The organism is uncultured Fibrobacter sp. (assembly GCF_946062555.1).
Taxonomy (GTDB): Bacteria; Fibrobacterota; Fibrobacteria; order Fibrobacterales; family Fibrobacteraceae; genus Fibrobacter.
This window is the reverse complement of record NZ_CAMGVQ010000021.1, coordinates 20,112-42,747: the sequence shown is the minus strand read 5'-3', so window position 1 is coordinate 42,747 and position 22,636 is coordinate 20,112. Positions and strand designations below refer to the sequence as shown.

Here is a 22,636-nt window from a genome sequence, read left to right as displayed (position 1 = left end):
CCTATGACCGCAGAAGAACTTTACAATCGTCTCAAGACCATTCAACCAGGCGCCGTGCTTTGCACTTATTCCATGGAAAAGTGCGAACAGATGCTCCCGCTCATCAATGAAATCAACGAACTCAAGAAGGAGCGCGACGCCGTGATTCTCGCCCACAGTTATGTGGCCCCCGAAATCATCCTGGGCGTTGCCGACTACGACGGCGACAGTTTCAAGCTGAGTCAGGACGCCACCAAGGTGAGCGCGAAGACGATTGTGTTCTCAGCCGTGCGCTTTATGGGCGAAACCGCCAAGATATTGAACCCGACCAAGGACGTGCTCATTCCGGGCCCGCTTACGGGTTGCAGCCTCGCCGACTCCATTACCGGCGCCGAGGTCAAGGCACTCCGCGAAAAGTACCCCGACCACACCTTCGTGTGCTACATCAACACCACCGCCGACGTGAAAGCGAACTGCGACGTGTGCGTCACCAGCAGCAACGTGATGAAGATTGTCTCTAGCCTCGAAAACGACAAGATCGTGTTCGTACCCGATGGCCTCATGGGCCAGAACCTGATTGACGAGATGCAGAAGCGCGGCATCAAGAAAGAAATCGTGCTCCACAGCGGCTGCTGCTACGTTCACGAGACCTACGATTCCGAGCTCATCAACTTTTTCCGCAGTCAGAATCCGGGCCTCAAGGTGGTGAGCCACCCCGAATGCCACCCGGGCGTCGCCCTCCTCAGCGACTACGTGGGCAGCACCGGCCAGATGGTGAGCTACATCAAGGAACAGCCCGAAGGTACGCCGTTCCTGCTCCTGACCGAATGCGGCCTGAACGCTCGCATGCAGTACGAATTTCCGAACAAGACCTTCATTGGCAGCTGCAGCATGTGCAAGTACATGAAGTCGAACTCGCTCGAAAACATTCTGGAAACCTTGCGTCATCCGGAAAAGGCACAGCGCGTGGAACTTGACGAAGCGACCCGCGTTGCCGCCAAAAAGTGCATCGACGCCATGTTCTACTACGCTGCAAAATAAAATTTGGGATTCAGATTTCAGAAAAAAAATATTCGAACTCCGAATTCCGAAATCTGAATTAATAAGAGGAAACAATGAAGTTTAAAATCATCACTTTGGTCCTTTGCCTTCTGGCAGGGTTAACCTTTGCTGAAGAGTACTACTGGCCTCGCACATATTACGTTAGCGCGGGCTTTGGCGCCCAAGTTTCCAAGGGTGATTTCAACGAGCGTGCCATCTCCGGAACGGATTCCGCAGGAGTCAAGGGATACATACACCCGCCTGCACTCGAATTCGTCGCGACCCCAGACCTGATGGTAGGCGTCAACCTGGGAGCATTTTCGCTCGGTCTCGGTTTTCAGTATTGGACATCCGAACAGGTCATGGCTGGGTTTCCCGACGAATCTTATAGACAGGACACACGAATCTGGCGAGCAGGCCTCGAAGTTACATACAACTTATTCTGGCCCGATTTTTTCCAGATTGGACTCGGCCTCGGTTACTCCTACTCTAGCGTAAAGTCCGAAAACGCCGCCTTGTTCGGTACCGACGTTTACGACACGGAGTTTATGGGATCTGCGGTGGCCTTTATCGCAAACGTCCATTACTACATTACTGAAAACATCGCCATGGTACCCGCACTCAAGTTTTACGAGAATTGGTTCAAGAACGTGCATTGTTCCCGTATAGACAATAATGATCTGGATCCGTACCTGTGGCAAACCTTCGTTCTCGCCACCGTATCGATTCAATACCAGTTCTAGGCTCCTTAAATTTTTTCTAAATTTGGCGCGGTATGAAAAAATCCGCCCTTTTTGCATTTCTTATTCTTGGACTTGGCTCCGCATTCGCAACCGACGAAGACGGCTGGGCCTCCACCTACGAATCCCTCTCGGCATTCCAGAAAAGTCCCGTTTCTAAAGACAGTTCTTTAAACCCCTATGCCAACCGTCCCGGTTACGTCAAGCCCATTATCGACAACCTGGGCAATGTGCTCAACAGCAACTGGTATGTGAGCGCCTCGGTTCCGCAAAGTTTCACCTTCGAAGCGGGCCTCCCCATTTCAATCATTTCTATTGGTGATGACGACCGGAATTACACCGAAAATGCGGAATTCCTCGGTCAGTCCATTGCCTACGAAACGCCGACCATTTTCGGTGATCACCGCGACATGGCCCAGGCTGACGACGGAAGAATTTACGGCAACAAGACGCTGAACGGCCTGGGCTTATTTACCTACCCCTACATCCAGCTAGGCGCAAGTTTCTACCATGCCCGCGTAGTGTTCCGCGGAATGTTTCTGCCATCCATTAGCGAACTCCGCAAATTTAACCTGTTCGGTTTCGGCCTGCAGTACAGTTTCGGCCATTTTTTCCAGTACATGTTGCCTCCCGCTGCCCAGCCGCTTGACGTGAGCATCGTCTTCGGTTACAACACCAGCGGCATCGGCTACCGTCCCGAGGACTACAAAGGCGAACTCAATCTCGATGTTTCGACGACAAATTTCGCAATCGTCATTGGCTACAAGCCCGTCAGCTTTATCGAAGTCATGATGTCCCTCGGATACCAGAGCGCCGAAATGAAATCTTCGGGACATCTGCGTTGCGTCGCCCAGCAATTTGGCAATCCAGACTACTCACGTGGCGGCGCCACCATCGACCCCGACATTACCGTCGAAGGCAACAACGGATTCCGTTTCGGTCTGGAAGTTGCATTCCAGTTGGGCAAGTCCTTCCACCCCGTCATCGGTTTCGATTACGCCGGCAAGAGCAGTTTCACGACCAACGTTCTCTACTTCAAGCAACAATTCGGCGAAGACAAAACCCCCGACGAAATTGCCAAGGAAAAAGGTTTCGTGCGCGGAGCAAAGAAGGCCGAGCAAACAACGGAAAGTTCCGAGCAGTCGAATGAGACTCCCGCAGAAACCAACGACGCTCAGCTAGAAGAAACCGAGGAAGCCCCTGCCGTAGACGAGGTTTCTTCCGAAGAGACCTCTACCGAAGACTCTTTTAACGAGGAATAAAAACTTCCTACAGTCTACTTTTAACTATAACAAAGAAGGCATAACATGATTACATTCCTGATCGGTATCGCGATTCTTATCGGCGGATACTTTACCTACGGAAAATTCGTTGAACGTGTCTTCGGCCCCGATGACCGCAAGACTCCCGCCCTCGAAAACCCGGATGGCGTTGACCGCGTGGTACTTCCCCACTGGAAAAACATGCTCATCCAGCTTTTGAACATTGCAGGCATCGGTCCTGTGATTGGCGTGATTCTTGGCATCAAGTTCGGCGCCATCGTGTTCATTCTGCTCCCGCTCGGAAACGTGCTCGGCGGAGCTGTTCACGACTATTTTAGCGGCATGGTCAGCATCCGCAACAACGGTATGAACGTGCCGGCGCTTTCGCGCAAGTTCCTGGGCAAGGGTCCCTCAAAGGTGGTCATGAGCTTGATTGCCATCGCGCTGATTCTTGTAGGCGCCGTTTTCACCAACACGCCTGCCGCCCTCATCAACACCCCGATTCTCGTCGGAAGCCACGTATCGCCCACACTTTTCTGGATTGCGGTCGCCTGCATTTTTGCCTACTACTTTATAAGCACCTTCTTCCCTATTGACAAAATCATCGGTCGAATCTACCCGATTTTCGGCGGACTTTTAATCCTTGCCTCCCTAGGCATTTTGATTGGCATCGCCCCTCAGCTGAATGTTCTCGACGAATTCTCGCTTTCTGACATCGCCTCGAATTTCAACAAGCATCCGACCCACCAGCCCATTATTCCGATGCTGTTCGTAACCATTGCCTGCGGTATCATTAGCGGATTCCACAGCACCCAGAGCCCCATTGTCGCCCGCACCGAAGTCACTGAAAAGACTGGTCGTCAGACATTCTACGGCATGATGATTATCGAAGGCCTGATTGGCATGATTTGGGCCGCCGGCGGCATGTTCATTTATCACCAGATGCCGGAACTCATTACCGGAGCTTCGGGCGTCAAGATCTTGAGCGAACTCGTTCACACGGTGATTCCGTTTGCTCCCGTTTCGATTCTTGTGGTGGTGGGCGTCATCATTCTTGCAATCACCAGCGGTGACACGAGCCTTAGGAGCCTCCGCCTCACCATTGCAGAACTCACGGGACTCGAACAGACCTCCGTACGCAACCGCTTGATTCTCACCATTCCCATGTTCGCCATTTGCGCCCTTATCATTCTGTGGAGCAATATGAACAAGGACGGATTCAACATCTTGTGGAACTACTTTAGCTGGGCAAACCAGCTGATGGCCGTATGCAGCCTATGCGTTACTGTTGTTTACCTGCGCAGCAAGAAGAAGAATTTCTGGATAGCGCTTCTCCCCTGCATGTTCATGGCATTCATTACCTTTGATTACATCCTGTGGGTAAGCCCCGAAAACTTAAAGGGAGCTCCCCTCGGTTTCGGTCTCGACTACAAGACCGCCCTGGTGATAGCAATCCATGATGCCGTTATTCTCGGATTCTTACTCTGCACTCGCGGAAAAATTCTTTCTCAAATGGAAAATTACGACGCCGACCACTGGGACAAAAAGCGCGACCTCGGTAAAACGAATCTGGAACCTTCCCCACTCAATACCACTCGCCCCTAATTTCTCAAGTTATGAATTATGGCAACATTCTTAATCGGCATCGCAATCCTTGCTGTGGGTACTTCACTTACGGGAAATTCGTTGAGAGGGTCTTTGAGCCTGAAAACCGAAAGCCACCCGCTCTTGAGCATCCGGATGGGGTTGACCGCGTTGCACGACCCCATTGGAAAGACATACTCATCCAACCTCTGAACATTGCCGGTGTCGGGCCTGTAATAGTTTACCCGTTTTTCGGTGGACTATTAGTTATCGCCTCTATTGCCATATTGGTAGGCATTGCCTCGCAGTTGAACAATCTCGATGAATTTTCACTTTCCGACATCACCTCAAACTTTACCAAGCATCCGGCACATCAGTCCATTCTTCCGATGCTGTTCGTAGCCATCGTTTGCGCAGGTACTCTCGCGTTCCTACTCCTCAAACGCGGCAAATCACTTTCGCAGCTCAAGGGCTACGACGCTGACCGCTGGGACGAAAACAGTACGCAAGGCCCAAACAGCCCTGAAACCCACCACTCAAACACAACTCGTCCTAATACGTGATTCTCGAAGGTTCCGTCAAGTCTATCACCTTTCACAGCCCGCAGAACGGCTTCACTGTGCTGCGGCTTATTGATAGTAGTACCAAGAAGGTGGTGGTCGTTACGGGCACCTTGCCCGAGCTTTCCGTAGGCGAAAACCTACGTTTCGATGGCGACTGGGGACGTCATCCTAAATTCGGCGAGCAGTTCCAGGCCAAGCATTTCGAAATCGTCGAAACGCAAAACAACAATCTAGAAGCCTACCTCGGCAGCGGTCTTTTCCCAGGGATAGGCCCCAAGACGGCAAAGGCCATCGTCGAAACTTTCGGCGACGAACTTCGCGATATTCTGGACTACGAGCCGGACCGTTTCCGTGCCAAGAAAATCAAGGGGCTTTCGGCCGCGAAGGTAGAACAGTTCCTCGCCAGCTGGCAAGAAAATCGCCACAGCCGCGAGACGCTCTTGTTCCTGTACAATCACGACATCACGGGCTCCGTCGCGAAAAAGCTGTGGATGAAATTCGGGCAGGACACCATCAGCAAAATCCGAGAGAACCCCTACATTCTCTGCGAAGAAATCTGGGGAATCGGATTCCTGAAGGCCGACGAAATCGCGATGAAGGTGGGCGTTCCTAAAGACAGCCCTATGCGCCTGCAAGAGGCTATTCTGTACTCGCTGCAGGAAGCTTCGCTTTCAGACGGACACTGCTATTTGCCGAGCAACGATTTAATCGGCCGCACGCTCAAGAATTTGCGCATCGATGTCACCGACGACGACGCGATTCAAAATCTATTGGATCAGTTCAAGCGCATTTGCGAAGCGGGCCGCATCAAGCGCCACGGCGAAGACTGCTTTTTCCCGCCGCTGGACAACGCGGAGCAGAAAATCGCAGACATCATCAAGGCGCGCCTCGGCGAAAATGAACTGCCGACTTATGGTTTCGAGCGCGAACTCGTGGACTGGGAACGCGAACACAAATTCAGTTTCGACCCGGTGCAGCGCGAAGCCATTCGCCTAGCGACCGCACACAAGATCTGCATCATCACTGGCGGCCCGGGCACCGGCAAGACGACGATCCTCAAGGGAATCCTGCACCTTGCCCGCAAAATGGGCGAAAACATTCTGCTCGCCGCCCCTACGGGCCGCGCGGCCAAGCGCATGGGCGACTGCTGCGGCGAAAAGGCCTACACCATTCACCGCCTGCTCGATGTCGACCCCGTCACCAAGAAATTCAACAAGAACGAATTCAACAAGCTTGACTGCAACTTGCTGATTGTCGACGAATTCAGTATGGTGGACACCTGGCTTGCCGCCTCGCTCCTGGACGCCGTCCCCGAAACGGCCCGCATCGTCTTTGTAGGCGATGCCGACCAGCTTCCGAGCGTGGGACCGGGAAACGTGCTCAACGATCTGCTGCAATGTCCGCGCATTCCAAGTGTCCGCCTGCAGCACATCTTTAGGCAAAGCGGCGGCAACGACATCGCCGACAAGGCCGCCCGCATCAATCAGGGCATTACGCCATCGCCCATCGAAGGCCCGAACTTTCACTTTGTACCATTCGAAACGCCCGAAGAAGCCAAACTGCATTTACAGCGACTCATCGCAAGCGGCGTCAAAAGCAAAATTGACATCGACCTTAAATCCGACTTGCAGATTCTTGTCCCCATGCGCAAAGGCCCCCTCGGCATCATCGAACTGAACCCCTTCTTGCAAGAACTGCTAAATCCGGGCGTTCCGCGCCACAAGATGGTCGGCATCGAATGGAGCGTCGGCGACCGCGTCATGCAAATCAAGAACAATTACGACAAGAACGTCTTTAACGGCGACGTCGGAATCGTCTACAGCATCTACAAAGAAAAACGCAAAATCGCCGTCTTCTTCGACGAAAAACTCATCACCTACCAAGATGACGAACTCGACGAACTGCAGCTGGCCTACGCCTGCACCATCCACAAGAGCCAGGGCAGCGAATACCCCGCCGTCATCGTGATTCTCGACTCCAGCCACTACGTGATGCTCCAGCGGAACCTGCTTTATACGGCCATCACCCGCGCGAAAGGACACGTGTGGATACTTTCGGCCCCCGGCGCCTTCCACCAGACAGTCCGCAACAACCGCAGCACCCGCCGCTACACGCGCCTTAAGGAACGACTAAATTAATTCAGAATTCGGAGTTCAGAATTCGGCATAAAAAAATCCTGCAACAAAAAGCCGCAGGATTCAAGAATCTTAACTAAAGTAGGCTTCGCAACATTTCAGTTCAAGATTCTTTCGTCTCTCGTCTGTAGGGCGAAGCCCGTTCTTTCGTCTAATTACAGATTGACCACTTCAGTCCAGCCGAACGGGTCTTCCGCTTCGCCGAACTGAATTGCAGTATACTTGGTGAAGAGTTCAGTGCAAACCGGACCCGGATTCTTGCCGTCACCGTAGGTGAATTCCTTGCCGGCAACCGGATCCACGATCTTCTTGATCGGGGTAATCACGGCGGCAGTACCGCATTCGGCAGTTTCGGAGAATTCAGCGAGTTCTTCGAACGGAACCTGGCGGCGTTCCACGGTATAACCGAGGTATTCAGCCAGCTGCTGCAAGCTCTTGTTCGTAATGGACGGCAAAATGGATTCGGACTTCGGGGTCACGTAGGTCTTGCCCTTGATGCCGAAGAAGTTTGCCGGACCGCATTCGTCGATGTACTTCTTTTCCTTTGCATCGAGGTAAATGGTGCTGGAGTAACCGAGCTTCTTGGCTTCTGCAAGGGACTGGAGGCTAGCAGCATAGTTACCGCCGACCTTCACCGTACCCGTACCCTGCGGAGCGGCGCGGTCATAGTTACGGCTGATCATCATGTCCACCGGCTTGAACCCGTCCTTGAAGTACGGACCCACCGGAGTCACGAACATCATGAGCAGGTATTCGTCGGAGGGTTTCACGCCCACTTCCGGGCTCATACCGATGAGGAGCGGACGGATGTAGAGCGTTGCACCGTAGCCATACGGCGGAACAAAGCGCTTGTTGGCCTTCACCACGGCGTGAACCATTTCGCGGAACAATTCAACAGGCGGCACTGCCATGAGCACGCGGTTAGCGGTGTTCTGCATACGCTTGGCGTTTTCGTCGACGCGGAAAACACGGACCTTGCCGTCCTTGCCCGTGTAAGCCTTGAGGCCTTCAAAACCTTCCTGGCCGTAATGCAAGCAAGTCGCGGCCATGTGGATGCTAATGTCCTTGGAAGAAGAAAGTTCGACCTTGCCCCACTGACCATTGCGGTAGTAGCAGCGGACATTGTAATCGGTATCGTAATAACCGAAGGGGAGCGTCTTCCAATCGACAGTATTCAAATCAACTTGCATATTATTAACCTTTTTTGCAGTTTGTGCATTTTTAAAGGTATCGTTCGGTACCGAAAGAAAAATACAATTATCAAAGCCGTTTTGGCTCGCGCCGAATCAAAAAAAAGAGAAAAAGAGATACCTTTTACTATATTTTACAACATGGTACAAGAGAACGTCAATCCGGCAATCGGCTCGATTCTGGATGAACAGAAGCTTAAGAACATTGTCTACCCGGCAAAGCTTTTCAGAGCTCGCCTGAATGAAGAATTTCTGCGAGCAAACCGCACTCGCAAGCCCTTCCTGTATATCAAGATTTATGCCCATCAGTACGACTTTTTCGGCTGGGGCAGCCCCGACAAGACCGTCGAGAATACCTGGCGTATCAGTATTCTCACCATGTTCTCGCACCTGCGCTTTATCGACGTCCTCGGTTTCCTGTCCGACGGAAGCGGTCTCGGAATCATCCTCCTGAATTCCGACCTTTCGACTCTTGAATCCATCCGCAAAGAAATCCTGCATAAGCTCAATGACGCGGGTCTCATCCAGACACTCCGCATCAAGCCCAAGCGCCCCATTTTCGAAGCGTATGTCTACACCGGTCTCCAGGAAAAAGACAACCTGGAGCTCGCCGACAAAATCAAGGATTTCAACAGCACGAATGGCAGCTTTTTCTCGCTTTCTCGCCTGAACCTGGATCACATCTGGGAACACCCGCACACAATCCGTTTTCGTCACATCATCAAGCGCTTCGTAGACATCACCTGCACAAGCGTTGCGATTCTCCTTTGTTCGCCCCTTCTGCTGTTCTGCGCCTTGGCGGTCAAGATCAGCGACCCGAAGGGGCCCGTCATCTTCAAGCAGACTCGCGTCGGCAAGAACGGCAAGCTGTTCACCATGTACAAGTTCCGCAGCATGTACGTGGACGCCGAAGAACGCAAGAAGGAACTCATGGCCCAGAACGAAACGGGCGGAAAAACCTTCAAGATGAAAAACGACCCACGAATCTATCCGTTCGGTCACGTGCTCCGCAAGTTCAGCCTCGACGAACTTCCGCAGTTCTTCAACATCATCAAGGGCGACATGTCCATCGTGGGTCCGCGTCCTCCGATTCCTTCCGAAGTGGCGGAATACGAACCGTGGCACCGCATGCGCCTTTCCGTGACGCCGGGCCTTACCTGCATCTGGCAGGTGAGCGGTCGCAGCAATATCAGTTTCGAAGGCCAGATGCGTCTGGACAACGACTACATCAAGCGCAACGGCAAGCTGAGCGACGATTTCTCCCTGATCCTGAAGACCTTCAAGGTCGTATTCAAGGGCGAAGGCGCTTACTAGCCTCTAAAACAAATCATCTATTTTCGTATTGGCAAGCACGCGGTTATAGATAATCCGCTTGCCTTTCGTGCCGTCGGAGGCGCACACGTGATCCGTGGGCGGTTTCAAAACAGATGTCACCAAATGGGCAGCAACGGTTTCTGCATGCACCGGACGCACATACGCCGGAATCCATTCAGGGTGGGCCCCGATGGTTTTCTGCAACAGTTCCTCGCCAAAACGACGGTCCTTGTGTTTCCCAAGCAGAAGTGACGGGCGCACCAGCGTCAGCGTTTCAAAGCCTATCATATCGAGGCCTTCTTCCAGCTGCCCCTTGAGTCGGTTATAAAAATAAGGCGAATGACTGTCGGCGCCCATGGCGCTTACGCACAGGAAGTTTTTCACCCCCGCCTTTTTGGCAATAGCGGAAAGTTTTAGGGGAAGCCTCAAGTCTATTTTTTCTTGGGCAGCCTTGCTTCCCGCCTGCTTGCGAGTGGTTCCAAGGCAACACACCACCGCATCGCAGCCGACAAACCCCGCATAGAAAAACAGTCGCATTGCATCATCATCTTGTTCAAAATCAACTTGTTTAAAGTCCAATTTTGATGCCCCTTCAAGAATTCCAAGATCATTCAAATCAGGAACATTCCTTACAGGACAAAAAACGCGCACCACTTGCGGGAGGCGCGCGAGCAATTTCAAGACATTCTTTCCGACAAGACCGGTCGAGCCAAGAACTGCAACTTTCATATTACCGCTTTATTCAGCAGGATCAACAACGGTCGTCGTAGAATCGATCCTGACAACCACTTTCTTCTGCGTCATGTAGCCGATATCGGTTCCACGGACAGGATAAAGTTCCACCTGGTTTTCTGCATTCAGCACAACGGCGACACCGGTCAGATAATTCACCCAGCGGCCGCTCCTGTAAAAATTCACGTCCACTTCCCTGTTGCTCGCATAGACAACCAGCGGTTCCAACAGGACATCGTGAGAAACCAAGATGCTGACGCGTTTCCACTTCGGCATGTTCGCAACGATATTTTCCATCACGAATTGGTTTCCCCTTTCAAAAAGATCGTAAAAATGCAACGCGACCTGGTCCGCATAGTAGTCTTCGCCATACGCATAGACCGAGATAATTTTCCAGCCGCCACCTTTCTTCTTTGCAAAGGCATCCATGCTATCCGAAGAAACCGTCAAGAAGTAGCTTCCGTTCAGCAGTTCCGCCTGAGTTTCCGTGACATTGGCCGTTTCGCCGCGTCCCTTCGCAATATTGTTGCAGGTTTCGCGGGTACGGATAAAGTCTGTCGAAGCGTAGTAGAAGGACTCGTCGCCACCGGAGAGTTTTTCGCCAACAGCCAAGGCCTGCGCAACCCCCACTTCGGTCAGCTGAGACTCCTGGCCCAGTCCCGATTCGCGTTCTGCATGGCGCAGCACATAGGCGATTCTGTAGGTTTCAGGAGCAGCCTTGTAGATATCGCCCACATCGTAGAAACCGTTTGTATCAGGAATTACAGACAAAGTTTTAGCAGCGGCAAATGTGGCAGTAATCGGCGGAACATCGCCACCCTGATCGGTTGCAGAAGATACTCCTTCGCCAGAGTTTCCTCCATTGTCCGGCGCCGAAGCCGAGGAGGCTGGAGGAACTTCAGTATTACAAGACGGGGATGTCGGATCTTGAAGGCAGGCATCAGAAACGGCCGCATCCGAACTATTAGCCACAGCAGCCGACGAGGCGGGATTCGTGATTTCGGGCTTTGTCGGAGTAGACGAATCATCGCCACAACCGGCAATCACAGCCGTAATGCAAGCAGCGCAAACCATAGGAAAAGCGCGGGCAACCAGTTTCTTAACGTTCATAAAAGTTTCCTCTAAATTACTATTCAATGTTAATTTAATTATTTATGTCAACACAGGTTATTTAAGAAACATTTTTTGGGCACATCCCGCACAGAACCCGTAAAAAATTCTAAACTTATATCGAAAAATTTTAACCCTAAACCCATAGGACCCTCTTATGGCAAAATCATTCAAGAAAGCAGAAGAAGTTTCCGTACTCGGTACCGATGCGGAATCGTTCCGCAAAGCATTTACCGACCACATCCACCACACGCTCGCCCGTAACAGCGCGACCGTGACCGACCACGAAAAGTTCCTCGCGGTTGCATACGCTGTACGCGACCGCCTCGTGGACCGCTGGATCAAGACCCAGGAAACCTACTACCAGAAAGACGTGAAGCGCGTCTACTATCTGTCCCTCGAATTTTTGATTGGCCGTACCCTCGGCAACTCCGTTCTGAACCTTGACGTCGAAAGCGCCGTGACCGAAGCTCTTGACGAACTCGGCATGACTCTCGAAGAACTCCGCGAACAGGAAGTCGACGCCGGCCTCGGTAACGGAGGTCTCGGCCGCCTCGCCGCCTGCTTCCTCGACTCCATGGCTACGCTCGAACTCCCGGCCACCGGTATGGGCATCCGCTACGAATACGGTATGTTCAGCCAGAAGATCGTGAACGGCGAACAGGAAGAACAGCCGGATAACTGGCTGCGCCTTACCAACCCGTGGGAAATCGCCCGTCCGTCGAACGAAGTCAAAGTTCCGATGTACGGCTACGTCGTGAGCTGGATGGACGAAAAGGGCAGACTCCGCAACCGTTGGGAAACCAAGGACTACGTGCTCGCCCTCCCCTACGACACTCCGATTCCGGGTTACAAGAACAACACCGTGAACAACCTGCGCCTCTGGAGCGCGAAGTCCACCGACGACTTCGGCCTCAGCTACTTCAACAACGGTGACTACATCGCCGCCGTGCAGGACATGGAACTTTCCGAAACCATTTCCAAGGTGCTCTACCCGAACGACGCTTCCATGAACGGTAAGGAACTGCGCCTCAAGCAGCAGTACTTCCTCTGCTCTGCATCGCTCCAGGATATCATCCGCCGCTTCAAGAAGCTCCATGAAGGCGAATGGAAGGTATTCCCCGAAAAGGTCGCCATCCAGTTAAACGACACTCACCCGGCAATCTCTATCGCCGAAATGATGCGCATCTTGCTCGACGAAGAAAACTTGGAATGGGACGAAGCTTGGGAAATCGTTACCAAGACCTTTGCTTACACCAACCACACCTTGATGCCGGAAGCTCTTGAAAAGTGGCCCGTCAGCCTCTTCGAAAAGCTCCTCCCCCGTCACCTCCAGATCATTTACGAAATCAACGCACGCTTCCTGCGTCAGGTGTCCCTCAAGTGGCCCGGCGACAACGCTCGCCTCGCCCGCATGAGCCTCATCGAAGAAGGCGGTTGCAAGATGGTCCGCATGGCGTACCTCTCCATCGTGGGTTCGTTCGCCGTGAACGGTGTGGCAGCACTCCACTCCGACCTCTTGAAGACCACGCTCTTCAAGGACTTCTACGAACTGTGGCCTGAAAAGTTCAACAACAAGACGAACGGCGTGACGCCGCGTCGCTGGGTTCGCAAGGCTAACCCGGCTATGTCCGAACTCATCAGCTCCAAGATCGGCGAAGGCTGGGTCAAGGACCTCGACGAACTCAAGAAGCTCGAAAAGTTTGCGAAGGATGCCAAGTTCCAGAAGGAATTCATGGCCGTCAAGAAGCAGAACAAGGAACGCCTCGCCAAGTACCTCAAGGCAACGCAGGGCGTGGATGTTGACGTGAACACGTTCTTCGATGTGCAGGTCAAGCGTATCCACGAATACAAGCGCCAGCTCCTGAACATTCTGCACGCCATTCACCTGTACATCCAGCTGAAGGACGGCAAGGAAATCATGCCGCGTACCATCATGATCGGTGGTAAGTCCGCTCCGGGTTACTGGATGGCCAAGCAGATTATTCGCCTAGCCAACGCTGTCGCCGCCATCATCGACGCCGACCCGGTTTGCAAGGGCAAGCTCAAGATGGTGTTCCTCGAGAACTACCGCGTGTCTTTCGCCGAAAAGATCATTCCGGCCGCAGACCTCTCCGAACAGATTTCCACCGCCGGTACCGAAGCTTCCGGTACCGGTAACATGAAGTTCGCCCTCAACGGCGCACTCACCATCGGTACGCTCGACGGTGCCAATGTAGAAATGAAGGAAGAAGTGGGCGACGAAAACATCTTCATCTTCGGCCTCACCGTGGAAGAAGTGACCGACTTGCTCGCCAAGGGTTACCGTCCGCGCGACTTCTACGAACACGACGACGATCTGCGCCGCGTGATCGACCTGATCGCTTCCGGATTCTTCAGCCCCGATCGTCCGGACCTGTTCAAGCACATTGCCGACAAGCTCCTCACCAACGACAACTACCTGCTCTGCGCAGACTTCCGCAGCTACGTGGACATGCAGAAGAAGGTCGCCGAGGAATACCAGGACAAGAAGACCTGGGCAGAAAAGGCAATCCTCAACGTCGCTCGTATGGGCAAGTTCAGCTCCGACCGTACCATCAAGCAGTACGCCGAAGAGATCTGGAACGCCAAGGGCTGCAGCATCAAGCTGTAAAATAATTCGGAATTCAGATTTCGGATTTCAGAATTAAAAAGAGAGTCTGCGAGAAGTCGCAGACTTTCTTTTTATATTTATCGCAGGAAACCAAAATGGAGATTCCCTGCCGGAGCCTGTCCTGAGCATGCCGAAGGGCGGGGAAGATTAGCAAAATGGAAATCAAGAAGACGAATGCGGCGAGAATCCTGGACCGCCAAAAAATTTCTTACGAACTCATCCCCTACAAGGTCGACGAAAACGACCTGGGTGCACAACACGTGGCCGACAGCCTCGGCGAAGACATCAACCAAGTTTTCAAGACAATCCTTGTTCACGGCGACAAGATCGGCTACTTAATTTGTGTGGTACCGGGCAACCTCGAAGTGGACCTGAAGGGGGCCGCCAAGGTGAGCGGCAACAAGAAAATTGACACCGTTCCGCTCAAGGATTTGACGCCGCTCACCGGCTACATCCGCGGCGGTTGCAGCCCGCTCGGCCTCAAGAAAAACTTTCCGATTTTCATTCACGAAACGGCGATGAATTTTCCTTACATCTATGTAAGTGCAGGAGAACGCGGCTTGCAACTGAAAGTTGCACCCGCCGACCTCGTAAAGGCGACCCGCGCCACCGTGGGCGTGATTGCGCGAGTTCCGCCCGAAGCCCCCGAAGATTAAGAGGACCCCATGCGTCACAAGATTTTCCGAGCCATTTTCAACATAACGGCAACAGCGACAATCGTCGCCACGGTGATTCTTGCGGCATGCACCTCCGATTCAAGCAGTTCCGGTCCCGCAGAGGAACCTCCCGCATGCAGTTCCTCCTACATAGACACGCCCGCTGGACCTGAATCGTCCAGCAGCGCCACCGAGCCCAAATTTAGCAGCGTCACACTGCAATCGAGCAGTAGCGACAAGGTCGCTGAGCCTGCCGAAGTGACTTCCAGCAGCAGTTCTTCCCCTTACCTCTGGCACGACGAATTTGACTCGATCGACACCGCAAAGTGGACTTTCGAAATCGGTACAGGCGCAAGCGGCTGGGGTAACAACGAATGGCAATACTACACCGCACGCAAGGAAAACGCTTTCGTGCAAGACGGCGTTCTCCACATCCGTGCGAACAAGGAAGATTACGAGGGTGCGCAATACACTTCTGCCCGCATGATAACCAAAGGGAAATTCAGTTTCACCTACGGCACCATCGAGGCACGCATCGCACTGCCTACAGGCAACGGCATCTGGCCCGCCTTCTGGATGCTCGGAGAAAACATCGACGCAGTCTCCTGGCCCGCCTGTGGCGAAATCGACATCATCGAGGCTGTAAATGACGAGAATGTCGTCTACGGCACCAACCATTGGCAATACGAAGGTGGCCACGCCCAATACGGCAACAACACCAAGGATTACTATGGTACAAGCAAGGTTCTCGACATCACTCAGTTCCACAACTACAAAATGGTCTGGAACGAAAAGCTCATCGCGATGTATGTCGACGATTTCAAGTACCAAGAAATCGCTATTGAAAACGCGAAGGACGGCCTAGAGGCCTTCCACAAGCCGCAATTTTTTATACTAAACATCGCCGTCGCGGGCAACTGGCCCGGTTTTGATGTAGATGATGCTCAATTTCCGAACGAGATGCTAGTCGACTACATCCGTGTTTTAAAATAAAAGTTTTAATGAAACGCCGCCACAAAAAACGCATTCCCATGAACCGCTCGCAAATGATGCAGGCGGTCCATTCGGAAGACACGAAGCCAGAAATGCTTGTGCGGCGTTCGCTTTTTAAGGCGGGCTTCCGTTATAAATTGCACCGGCGAGATTTACCCGGATCTCCAGACTTATTTGTATTGAAATACAACGTGGTTGTTTTCGTGAACGGTTGCTTTTGGCACCAGCACGGTTGCAAGTTTACGAGCAAGCCCAAGAGCAATCCTGATTTCTGGAACGATAAATTCACGAACAATGTCGTTCGCGATATCAAGACAAATTGGAAACTCTCCTTACAAGGCTATCGCGTTGCTACCGTATGGGAATGTTCCATCAAGAACGACTTTGACCGCACCATCGAGCGCCTCAAGGCATTTATCACAAGCGACGAAGAAAGCATCGAGATTTGAACCATTAGTCGGAAAATAGATCTTTTTCGTTGATTTAAGAAGGGTATAAAATGCACATTCTTGAAAAGAACAGCGAATTTGTATAAAAGTGGATGGCGGTTGTCGTGCTTGCGATGCGACGTGGCGCTTTCCGTGGGCATGACCAGCATGAATACGCTGCTCGCTCCCGTGCTGACTCCGGCGATTACTTACTTGCTCTTGCACACCACCGTGAACGTGGACGTGATGGCGATGTTCCTCTCCATCGAAATTGGCATGTCTGCGCGATGGACGACGGCATCATGAACGCCTACGTGCATTACCTGCTCGTGCGCCCCGAATACTAGGGCAAAGGCATCGGCAATATCCTCGTCGACAAGGTCCATGAAATATACAAGGATTACCTCCGCATCGTCGTAGTCGCCTACAACGAAGAACTCGCCTTTTACGAGCATTGCGGATTCAAGAAGGCCGATGACGCTAGTGCTATGTTTATTACCAGCTTGTGGACGTAGTGTAGTTAGTGAACATCCAACTTGCTAAAAGTTTCGTAGTGATCTGCGGTATAGTAGATAACGCAATCTGATTGGTAAATCAGGCGTTTCGTTCCGCGATTCTTGGCGGAGTAATCGACATCCGCTTCGTGGTAACTTCCGCTCGGCAACAGACCTTCGCGATTATCAAAGACATCGCCGCCAATCATTACGCCGATTGTTGTCCACGGATTAAAATTCCATTTCTCGAAAGTTTTCCCTGTTTTAGATTCGTACAAGGACTTGCCTTCGTTTTTACCGACATAGTTGCTCGGTAATTTATCAAACTTGCAGAGGTATGCGGCCACGGAATCCCTAGTCGTGTACAAGCCGGATTCTTCCACCGCTTCGTAAATCGACTTTATTGCAACGCTAGAGGAAGAAGTCGTTTTTTCGCTATCGGAAGATATCCGTTCAATTTCATCGGAATCATCGCTAGAAACCGTCGGTGTAGAACACGCGACAAGGAATGCGGAGAATAGAAATGCGAAGGATATCTTCAAATTTTTCATACCGTAAATATATGAAATCTTTCGTCAGAATTATTTTGGGGTTTTAGGGGCAAGCCCCCCCCTTTATGGAAGAAAAAGAGTGTTTTGATTGCCGCGACGCTCGCCAATTGCGGATTTTACACGATTCGTGGGGTCAAAGTGATGTATGACGCCGCATTGATGGCGGGTGTGGTTCTCGTGGGCACATGTCCGGGCGGGACTTTCCGATTTTGACGCCGGCAATTACATACTTACTGCTCCGCACGACCGTGAACGTGGATGTGATGGCGATGCTCCTTTCCATCGAAATCGGCATGCAGAATTCCGGAATCGCTACAAGCCTTGCGGCGACTGCGTTCTCGGCCCTTGCCATGGCGACTGTGCCTGGCGCCATATTCTCTGTGTGGCACAACATATCCGGCGCGATTCTCGCGAATGTTTACCGCCGTTGGGACAAGTAAGTTATTTCTTCTTTGCAGATAACTTCTTGAATTCAGCGCGTGCTTTTTTCATGTCGGCGAGAAATGTCTCGTCATTGTGCAGACTAGCAAAAGCTCCCGACACAAGAACCTTCGAGGCGTCAACATCGCTTTGCCAGTGGAACCCGGCAATCACGCGGCTTTGCCCCCATTCGTAAGCGTACTTCAACAACGCATCTTGTGCGGATGGATTGATTTCAACAAGCAACATTGCCATGGACCATGCAAGGATTGTATGTCCAGACGGATATGAACCATTCTTTCTTAAGAGTTCTTCATCTTTAGGAACGAGCGTCGGTTCATTGAAACGGTCGAACGGTCGACGCCTCATGTAGTGCTTCTTCGGGACTCGGCCTACTTGGCGGAGCGTTGCTATTCCGCGCTCAATTACGTTCATGATGGCTGGCGTTTTCTGTGTCGAAATTTCCATGCCGAAGAGTTCGCTGAACATGCGAACCATATCTTCTATATTGTGCGTCGATTGTGCAATTGCGAGTGCTGCATGTGCCGAGTCAGCACGCATTGCCTTGCCCCACATGTATTGCGAGATGTCGTACATGAACTGGACGGACGTTGTTTCGGGCGGCGCGGGGTAGAAGTTGAGCGCGTTCGGAAGCGCGTCTGCCTTGATGTATGGCTTTGCGTCTGCCGCAAAACTGCAAAGAGTTGCTCCGCAAATGGCGAGGGCGAAGATTGATTTTTGAAGAATTCTAATCATATTTTAAAGATATATTTTTAAAAATCTCATGAACGCTTGTTGCTGCAATGAAATGCGCACTAATCGCGTTCGTAAAAAAGTTGCGTATTGTGACGCCAAGCTACCTTGCGGTAAACCGGCTCCAACAGCGAATCATTTTTGTTCAAAAAGAACGTGTGATTTTTGGTGCACATGGACACCAATTGCACGCAATAACGTGCCGTCGCTTCTGTGTGGTGCTTTCTGTGAAAGCACGAAAGCATCAGCAAGTGGTCGTTTTCCATAGCTTTTTCAACAGCGCCACGGTAAATGTGGGGGAGGTTGCAACCGCGAATCCAGACTGCAAATGCACCGTTCGCAAGTGCAATGTCCAAAATGCGACGCTCCGCGTCCGAATGGAACGTGCCCACAAGGCATTGGTGAAATCGCCCCATTTCTGCGGCCCATTGCTCCAATCGATAGTCGTTTGCGTCAAAATCTCTCGACGCGAAAACACCGATTTTCGTTTCTGGCCCATACCACAAGCGTTTCGCCCCTGCTGTGTTGATGCCAATAAGTTTGATTTTGTTCATATTTTTGCTCCCTTAAAAAATAAAGACCGCCCCGCTTGCGCGGATTGCGATCTAATAACATCACCCTTTCTGGTGCTGAAGGTAATATACAATTATAATTTGAGAAAAACAAGTACGGTAAAAGAGGTAAAACAGTGAACGAATTTGCGAAGTCTCTTGCGCATACAGTTTGACTTTTGTATGTTGTGAGATATGAAGTTCAAATTTGCTTTGAAAATTGCATTACCTATTTTGCTTATTTTGGTTGCAGGAACACTTTTCTTTCTGTACTATAGCAATCGTATTCCTGAAAATGCTTTGGTGTATTATCGCATTAAAGATCACAAGGGCGAAATTTCAGTATGGCGTGCTTCTAACTGTGAAATAAATGGGGCTGAATTTCACTGTCATGCTGAGCTGTGTCCCGATGATAAATTAAGAGGATATCCGCTTTCGCAGAAATATAAACCGGATACAAATGTGTATCAAGATACTGCCATCATAAATTTAAATTTTGGTCTGTTTAAGAAAACGAGTTATATCCCTCGTCCTGTATATGCAACGTTTGACACCGCTTATTTTAAAAAACAATTTGCTTCAGTAAAGAAAACTTTCCCTTGTTCTCATTCAAAAAGGTTTTCGTCTTCGTATGAGTTGACTGCCGTTGATTTGCCTAGTGGTGTATTTTTTTATGAGACAGGAAAGAAAAAAGACTCCCCAAAAACTGCAAAGTCAAAAACAAAAAACGAACGCAAAGATTCTTTAAATTCGAATCTCAAAACGGAACCAGCAAAGCTTTCTATTTTATGTCCTGATTTTGGGGGGCGTGCGATTCCGCACTTTACATGTTATTGCGGCAATTATCCTACTTATTGTGGAAATCCTAAATACACGAATATGCCTGCTCCTCCAGAACGTCATTTTTATGCGATGGACGTATTGTCTTTAAAGGATAGTTCTTTCACCTGGAAATTGATATACAAGACTCCTTATAGCGAAGCTGATACGCTGGAAGTTACAACGATAGTCAAAAGAGAGTAATATAAAGTGTTAAATTGTATGAAATATTTTATTTTTGCTTGTCTTTTTATTTTACTTTTGCCGTTCTATGCGGTTGCAAAAGAACTTACCGCAATTGGGTTTGTGGAAGACCCCAAGGCGTATGAACATGATGGATATTATATCCGCTTGGCTGAATATTGAGCTTTTTAAGGTTTCTGTGATAACGCGCAAAACCATTCTCGTATTCCGTGTCAATGAGAATGTGCCCTTTATCAATTGCAAAAAGATAAGTGTTGACGACCCGATTGCCAATATTGTAAATGGTCATGCAAGAAATATAGCTATATAATAGCCCAGGGCTATCAGCGGACTAATTCGCAAACTGCCAGGTATCGAACAGCACATCACCCTTTATAATCAAATAGACCGTGTGGACGCCGCTTGAGATGTTGCCGCACTTCGCCTCCTGTTCCTGCCAGTCACTGCCAGCGCTGTTGATTGAGGCTACGTTCGCGCCATCTCGCTTGTCAAGACGGAGCGTTACCGAGCCCTTGCCTTTCACTAGGGCCTTCAGCGTTTTTGCGCTGCTGAAATTCACATTGCGAACTTCGATGATGCCTTCTGTAGGTGCCGGGCCATCCTTGCTGGGAGTACCGACGGAAGCCACCATGTGGCCGGGTTCCTCCGTTGGCACGTAGCGAATGCCCAGGGTTGCGGCAGCCGTAGATGCCTGCTGCACGGAATAGGGGTCAAGATTCTTGATGGCCTTTACGCCCTTGTAAGTCGGCTTAGCTTCCTTGATAACGACATTTGCTTCGTCCACTTCAATTTCGTCAACCAGAATGCTACGGAAACCGCCGTGGGTACCTATGGAAGCCTCTAGAATGGCCGCCTGGTAGAATATGTACCACTTGTCCTGATACTTATGGAGATGAGTGTGATTGTTACCGTAGGTCATGCCATTCTCACCCATGTTCTTGAAGTAGTTCCCGCCGTAGGTCCATGAATCAGGATTCAGGGGCTCGGTGCTGGTGAAGTAGTTCATACTGCAGGCCGTCGGAGCCTCGCCACCCCATTCCCAAGGAGTATGGTCGTTCCAGTCGTTGTTGAAAGTATATACGTACTTGCCGTTGATATAATTGAGTTCATTTGCCTCAAAGTGGAACGGGGACGGAAGTTTCACCGGATCCCCGTCAAGGGAATGCAGATCTGGTTTGAGCTTGGCGATCCAGCCTTGACCATTACCAAACGAAAGCCATCCATCGCCATTGTCGTCAATTACAGCACCCGGATCAAATATGGAACCGCTGCCCTTTACAACAGGATGGTCGCCATCGATAAGGCTCTTGCTCAAAGGAGATGTCCACGGACCCACCGGAGACTTCGCCTGGATAACGCCGGTGCCAAAGCCGCTATTGGAGAAATAAAGGGAGAAAAGCGTGCTGCCATCGGCCTGTTCCTTGCTAATGATGCTGGGTGCCCACGAAGCCATAATCCACGGAGCCACTTCACCGACAGGAATCAGTCCGTGATAAGTCCAGTTGACCATATCGTCAGTAGACATCATTACCAGCGTCTTGATTTTCTCGTAAGTATTGCTGACACCTTCTTCGTACTGCTGATGGTCGTTGGTGCCATAGACATAGAGACGCCCCTTGTACTCAATGGCCGTCGGGTCCGCACAATACTGGAAATCCAATATAGGATTGGCATTGTCCAAGCCTAATTTTGGGGACTTTACAGGCATCTTGCCTACCGTGCCATCGGAATCCTTTGCCCGTATAATGATTTTACCGAAACTGATTGTTGCGGCATCACTTGGAGTGTCTGGGCTTACGGCAAGAGCCAAACTGACAAGCGTCTTGCCCAGTTTAAAGGACAGAACAAGGCTTGTTGCGCCACTGGGAATTCTTTCCGTAGTCTTGGCCTCGTCGCTATAAGTCGCAATCACATCAATGTTATCGTATGCGACAGCCTTGGCAAAGTTTATCTCCACCTTAGTATAGACATCCGTATTCAGGTCGTGTATGTTCCAGTAGTTGTTGGCATACTGCTTATAGGTAAAACTATTGTTGTCGGGGTCCTTTTCGCCACCGCCGCCGTACCAATCTACAATGATATCCTCGATAGACAGGGCAATATCGAATTTGGCGACAGCAACCTCATCCTTTATTTCGTCATTGCCGAGAGAATCCTTAGGCAATTCCTGAGAAAGGGAATCCTTTGGCTGGACGGGATTGACGGTATCCTTGGGCAGAACCGGGTCAACCGTGTCCTTGGGCAGAACTGGATCGAGGGAATCCTTGGGGTTTTCCTGACCGAGAGAATCTCCGGGGATATCCAGAATGGGGTCGTCTTCGTCAAAATCCTTGCTGACGGAATCATCGTCACCGCAGGACATTAACATGGACGAAACGGTTACAAGCGTTACCGCAAGAAGGATTTTCTTTTTCATATTCACACCCAATGTTACTATGATTAGTATTAAAATATATTGTATCAGCGAATTGGTATACTATGAAAA

21 protein-coding genes and 2 pseudogenes are annotated in these 22,636 nt (G+C 50.9%); 16 read left to right on the top strand and 7 right to left on the bottom strand.

Features of this window, described 5'->3' with window-relative positions:
* The first annotated feature begins 3 nt into the window (after window positions 1–3).
* From nadA to Q0P86_RS08150, 7 genes are all read left to right on the top strand, one after another.
* Window positions 4–1,020 carry a quinolinate synthase NadA gene (nadA, locus tag Q0P86_RS08180; protein ID WP_295038731.1) on the top strand — a complete coding sequence of 339 codons (1,017 nt, stop codon included), beginning with the start codon at window positions 4–6 and terminating at the stop codon, window positions 1,018–1,020.
* Between the two features lie 74 nt (window positions 1,021–1,094).
* Entirely contained in the window at window positions 1,095–1,763 is a 669-nt protein-coding gene (locus tag Q0P86_RS08175; RefSeq protein WP_295038730.1) for a hypothetical protein, read from the top strand.
* A gap of 32 nt (window positions 1,764–1,795) precedes the next feature.
* Window positions 1,796–3,022, top strand: a complete 1,227-nt coding sequence (locus Q0P86_RS08170; protein WP_295038728.1) for a DUF6588 family protein — start codon at window positions 1,796–1,798, stop codon at window positions 3,020–3,022.
* A 45-nt stretch (window positions 3,023–3,067) separates the two neighbouring features.
* Window positions 3,068–4,627, top strand: coding sequence for a carbon starvation CstA family protein (locus Q0P86_RS08165; RefSeq protein WP_295038726.1), 1,560 nt, complete (start codon window positions 3,068–3,070; stop codon window positions 4,625–4,627).
* An 18-nt stretch (window positions 4,628–4,645) separates the two neighbouring features.
* Window positions 4,646–4,819 (top strand): hypothetical protein, encoded by a 174-nt coding sequence (locus Q0P86_RS08160; protein WP_290993761.1) that lies wholly within the window; start codon window positions 4,646–4,648, stop codon window positions 4,817–4,819.
* Window positions 4,820–4,893: 74 nt separating this feature from the next.
* Window positions 4,894–5,169: a hypothetical protein gene (locus Q0P86_RS08155; RefSeq protein WP_295038724.1), complete on the top strand. Its 276-nt coding sequence runs from the start codon at window positions 4,894–4,896 to the stop codon at window positions 5,167–5,169.
* Window positions 5,166–7,307 carry an ATP-dependent RecD-like DNA helicase gene (locus Q0P86_RS08150; RefSeq protein ID WP_295038723.1) on the top strand — a complete coding sequence of 714 codons (2,142 nt, stop codon included), beginning with the start codon at window positions 5,166–5,168 and terminating at the stop codon, window positions 7,305–7,307. The genes Q0P86_RS08155 and Q0P86_RS08150 overlap by 4 nt, the downstream gene beginning before the upstream one ends.
* Before the next feature lie 152 nt (window positions 7,308–7,459).
* Here the strand turns inward: Q0P86_RS08150 and Q0P86_RS08145 are convergent, their stop codons facing one another.
* Window positions 7,460–8,557, bottom strand: a complete 1,098-nt coding sequence (locus tag Q0P86_RS08145; RefSeq protein WP_295038746.1) for a branched-chain amino acid aminotransferase — start codon at window positions 8,555–8,557, stop codon at window positions 7,460–7,462.
* Window positions 8,558–8,635: 78 nt separating this feature from the next.
* Here Q0P86_RS08145 and Q0P86_RS08140 point away from each other — a divergent pair, with 78 nt between their 5' ends.
* Complete coding sequence (locus tag Q0P86_RS08140; protein ID WP_294113422.1) at window positions 8,636–9,808, top strand: sugar transferase; 1,173 nt, start codon at window positions 8,636–8,638, stop codon at window positions 9,806–9,808.
* A gap of 3 nt (window positions 9,809–9,811) precedes the next feature.
* Here the strand turns inward: Q0P86_RS08140 and Q0P86_RS08135 are convergent, their stop codons facing one another.
* Together Q0P86_RS08135 and Q0P86_RS08130 are read right to left on the bottom strand one after the other, a co-directional pair.
* Window positions 9,812–10,537, bottom strand: a complete 726-nt coding sequence (locus Q0P86_RS08135; RefSeq protein ID WP_290993753.1) for an NAD(P)H-binding protein — start codon at window positions 10,535–10,537, stop codon at window positions 9,812–9,814.
* A gap of 9 nt (window positions 10,538–10,546) precedes the next feature.
* The gene (locus tag Q0P86_RS08130) at window positions 10,547–11,650 is read right to left on the bottom strand and encodes a histidine phosphatase family protein (protein WP_295038720.1); all 1,104 of its coding nucleotides are present in this window, start codon (window positions 11,648–11,650) and stop codon (window positions 10,547–10,549) included.
* Between the two features lie 157 nt (window positions 11,651–11,807).
* Between Q0P86_RS08130 and Q0P86_RS08125 the strand changes: the two genes are divergently transcribed.
* The 5 genes and pseudogenes from Q0P86_RS08125 to Q0P86_RS08105 form a co-directional block, all read left to right on the top strand.
* Window positions 11,808–14,282 (top strand): glycogen/starch/alpha-glucan phosphorylase, encoded by a 2,475-nt coding sequence (locus Q0P86_RS08125; RefSeq protein WP_290993749.1) that lies wholly within the window; start codon window positions 11,808–11,810, stop codon window positions 14,280–14,282.
* A gap of 155 nt (window positions 14,283–14,437) precedes the next feature.
* Window positions 14,438–14,938: a Cys-tRNA(Pro) deacylase gene (gene ybaK, locus Q0P86_RS08120; protein ID WP_073055839.1), complete on the top strand. Its 501-nt coding sequence runs from the start codon at window positions 14,438–14,440 to the stop codon at window positions 14,936–14,938.
* Window positions 14,939–14,947: 9 nt separating this feature from the next.
* A complete protein-coding gene (locus Q0P86_RS08115; RefSeq protein ID WP_295038717.1) occupies window positions 14,948–15,931 on the top strand; it encodes a glycoside hydrolase family 16 protein in 984 nt (327 codons plus the stop codon).
* Between the two features lie 8 nt (window positions 15,932–15,939).
* Window positions 15,940–16,380, top strand: a complete 441-nt coding sequence (locus Q0P86_RS08110; protein WP_295038715.1) for a very short patch repair endonuclease — start codon at window positions 15,940–15,942, stop codon at window positions 16,378–16,380.
* Window positions 16,381–16,497: 117 nt separating this feature from the next.
* Window positions 16,498–16,623 (top strand): annotated as a pseudogene (locus tag Q0P86_RS08105) (bile acid:sodium symporter family protein); the annotation flags it as partial.
* A 256-nt stretch (window positions 16,624–16,879) separates the two neighbouring features.
* On the opposite strand, the gene Q0P86_RS08100 reads toward Q0P86_RS08105, so the two are convergent.
* Window positions 16,880–17,404 (bottom strand): ribonuclease domain-containing protein, encoded by a 525-nt coding sequence (locus Q0P86_RS08100; protein WP_295038713.1) that lies wholly within the window; start codon window positions 17,402–17,404, stop codon window positions 16,880–16,882.
* A 275-nt stretch (window positions 17,405–17,679) separates the two neighbouring features.
* Here Q0P86_RS08100 and Q0P86_RS08095 point away from each other — a divergent pair.
* A pseudogene (locus tag Q0P86_RS08095) lies at window positions 17,680–17,844 on the top strand (bile acid:sodium symporter family protein); the annotation flags it as partial.
* A 1-nt stretch (window position 17,845) separates the two neighbouring features.
* Here Q0P86_RS08095 and Q0P86_RS08090 read toward each other — a convergent pair.
* Together Q0P86_RS08090 and Q0P86_RS08085 are read right to left on the bottom strand one after the other, a co-directional pair.
* Window positions 17,846–18,580: a phosphatase PAP2 family protein gene (locus Q0P86_RS08090; RefSeq protein ID WP_295038709.1), complete on the bottom strand. Its 735-nt coding sequence runs from the start codon at window positions 18,578–18,580 to the stop codon at window positions 17,846–17,848.
* Between the two features lie 59 nt (window positions 18,581–18,639).
* Window positions 18,640–19,131, bottom strand: a complete 492-nt coding sequence (locus Q0P86_RS08085) for a hypothetical protein (RefSeq protein ID WP_295038707.1) — start codon at window positions 19,129–19,131, stop codon at window positions 18,640–18,642.
* Between the two features lie 192 nt (window positions 19,132–19,323).
* Here Q0P86_RS08085 and Q0P86_RS08080 point away from each other — a divergent pair, with 192 nt between their 5' ends.
* The gene (locus Q0P86_RS08080; protein ID WP_295038706.1) at window positions 19,324–20,151 is read left to right on the top strand and encodes a hypothetical protein; all 828 of its coding nucleotides are present in this window, start codon (window positions 19,324–19,326) and stop codon (window positions 20,149–20,151) included.
* Window positions 20,152–20,169: 18 nt separating this feature from the next.
* Complete coding sequence (locus Q0P86_RS08075) at window positions 20,170–20,313, top strand: hypothetical protein (RefSeq protein ID WP_295038705.1); 144 nt, start codon at window positions 20,170–20,172, stop codon at window positions 20,311–20,313.
* Window positions 20,314–20,482: 169 nt separating this feature from the next.
* Here Q0P86_RS08075 and Q0P86_RS08070 read toward each other — a convergent pair whose 3' ends face one another.
* Window positions 20,483–22,567, bottom strand: a complete 2,085-nt coding sequence (locus Q0P86_RS08070) for a glycoside hydrolase family 43 protein (RefSeq protein ID WP_295038703.1) — start codon at window positions 22,565–22,567, stop codon at window positions 20,483–20,485.
* Window positions 22,568–22,636 lie beyond the last annotated feature (69 nt).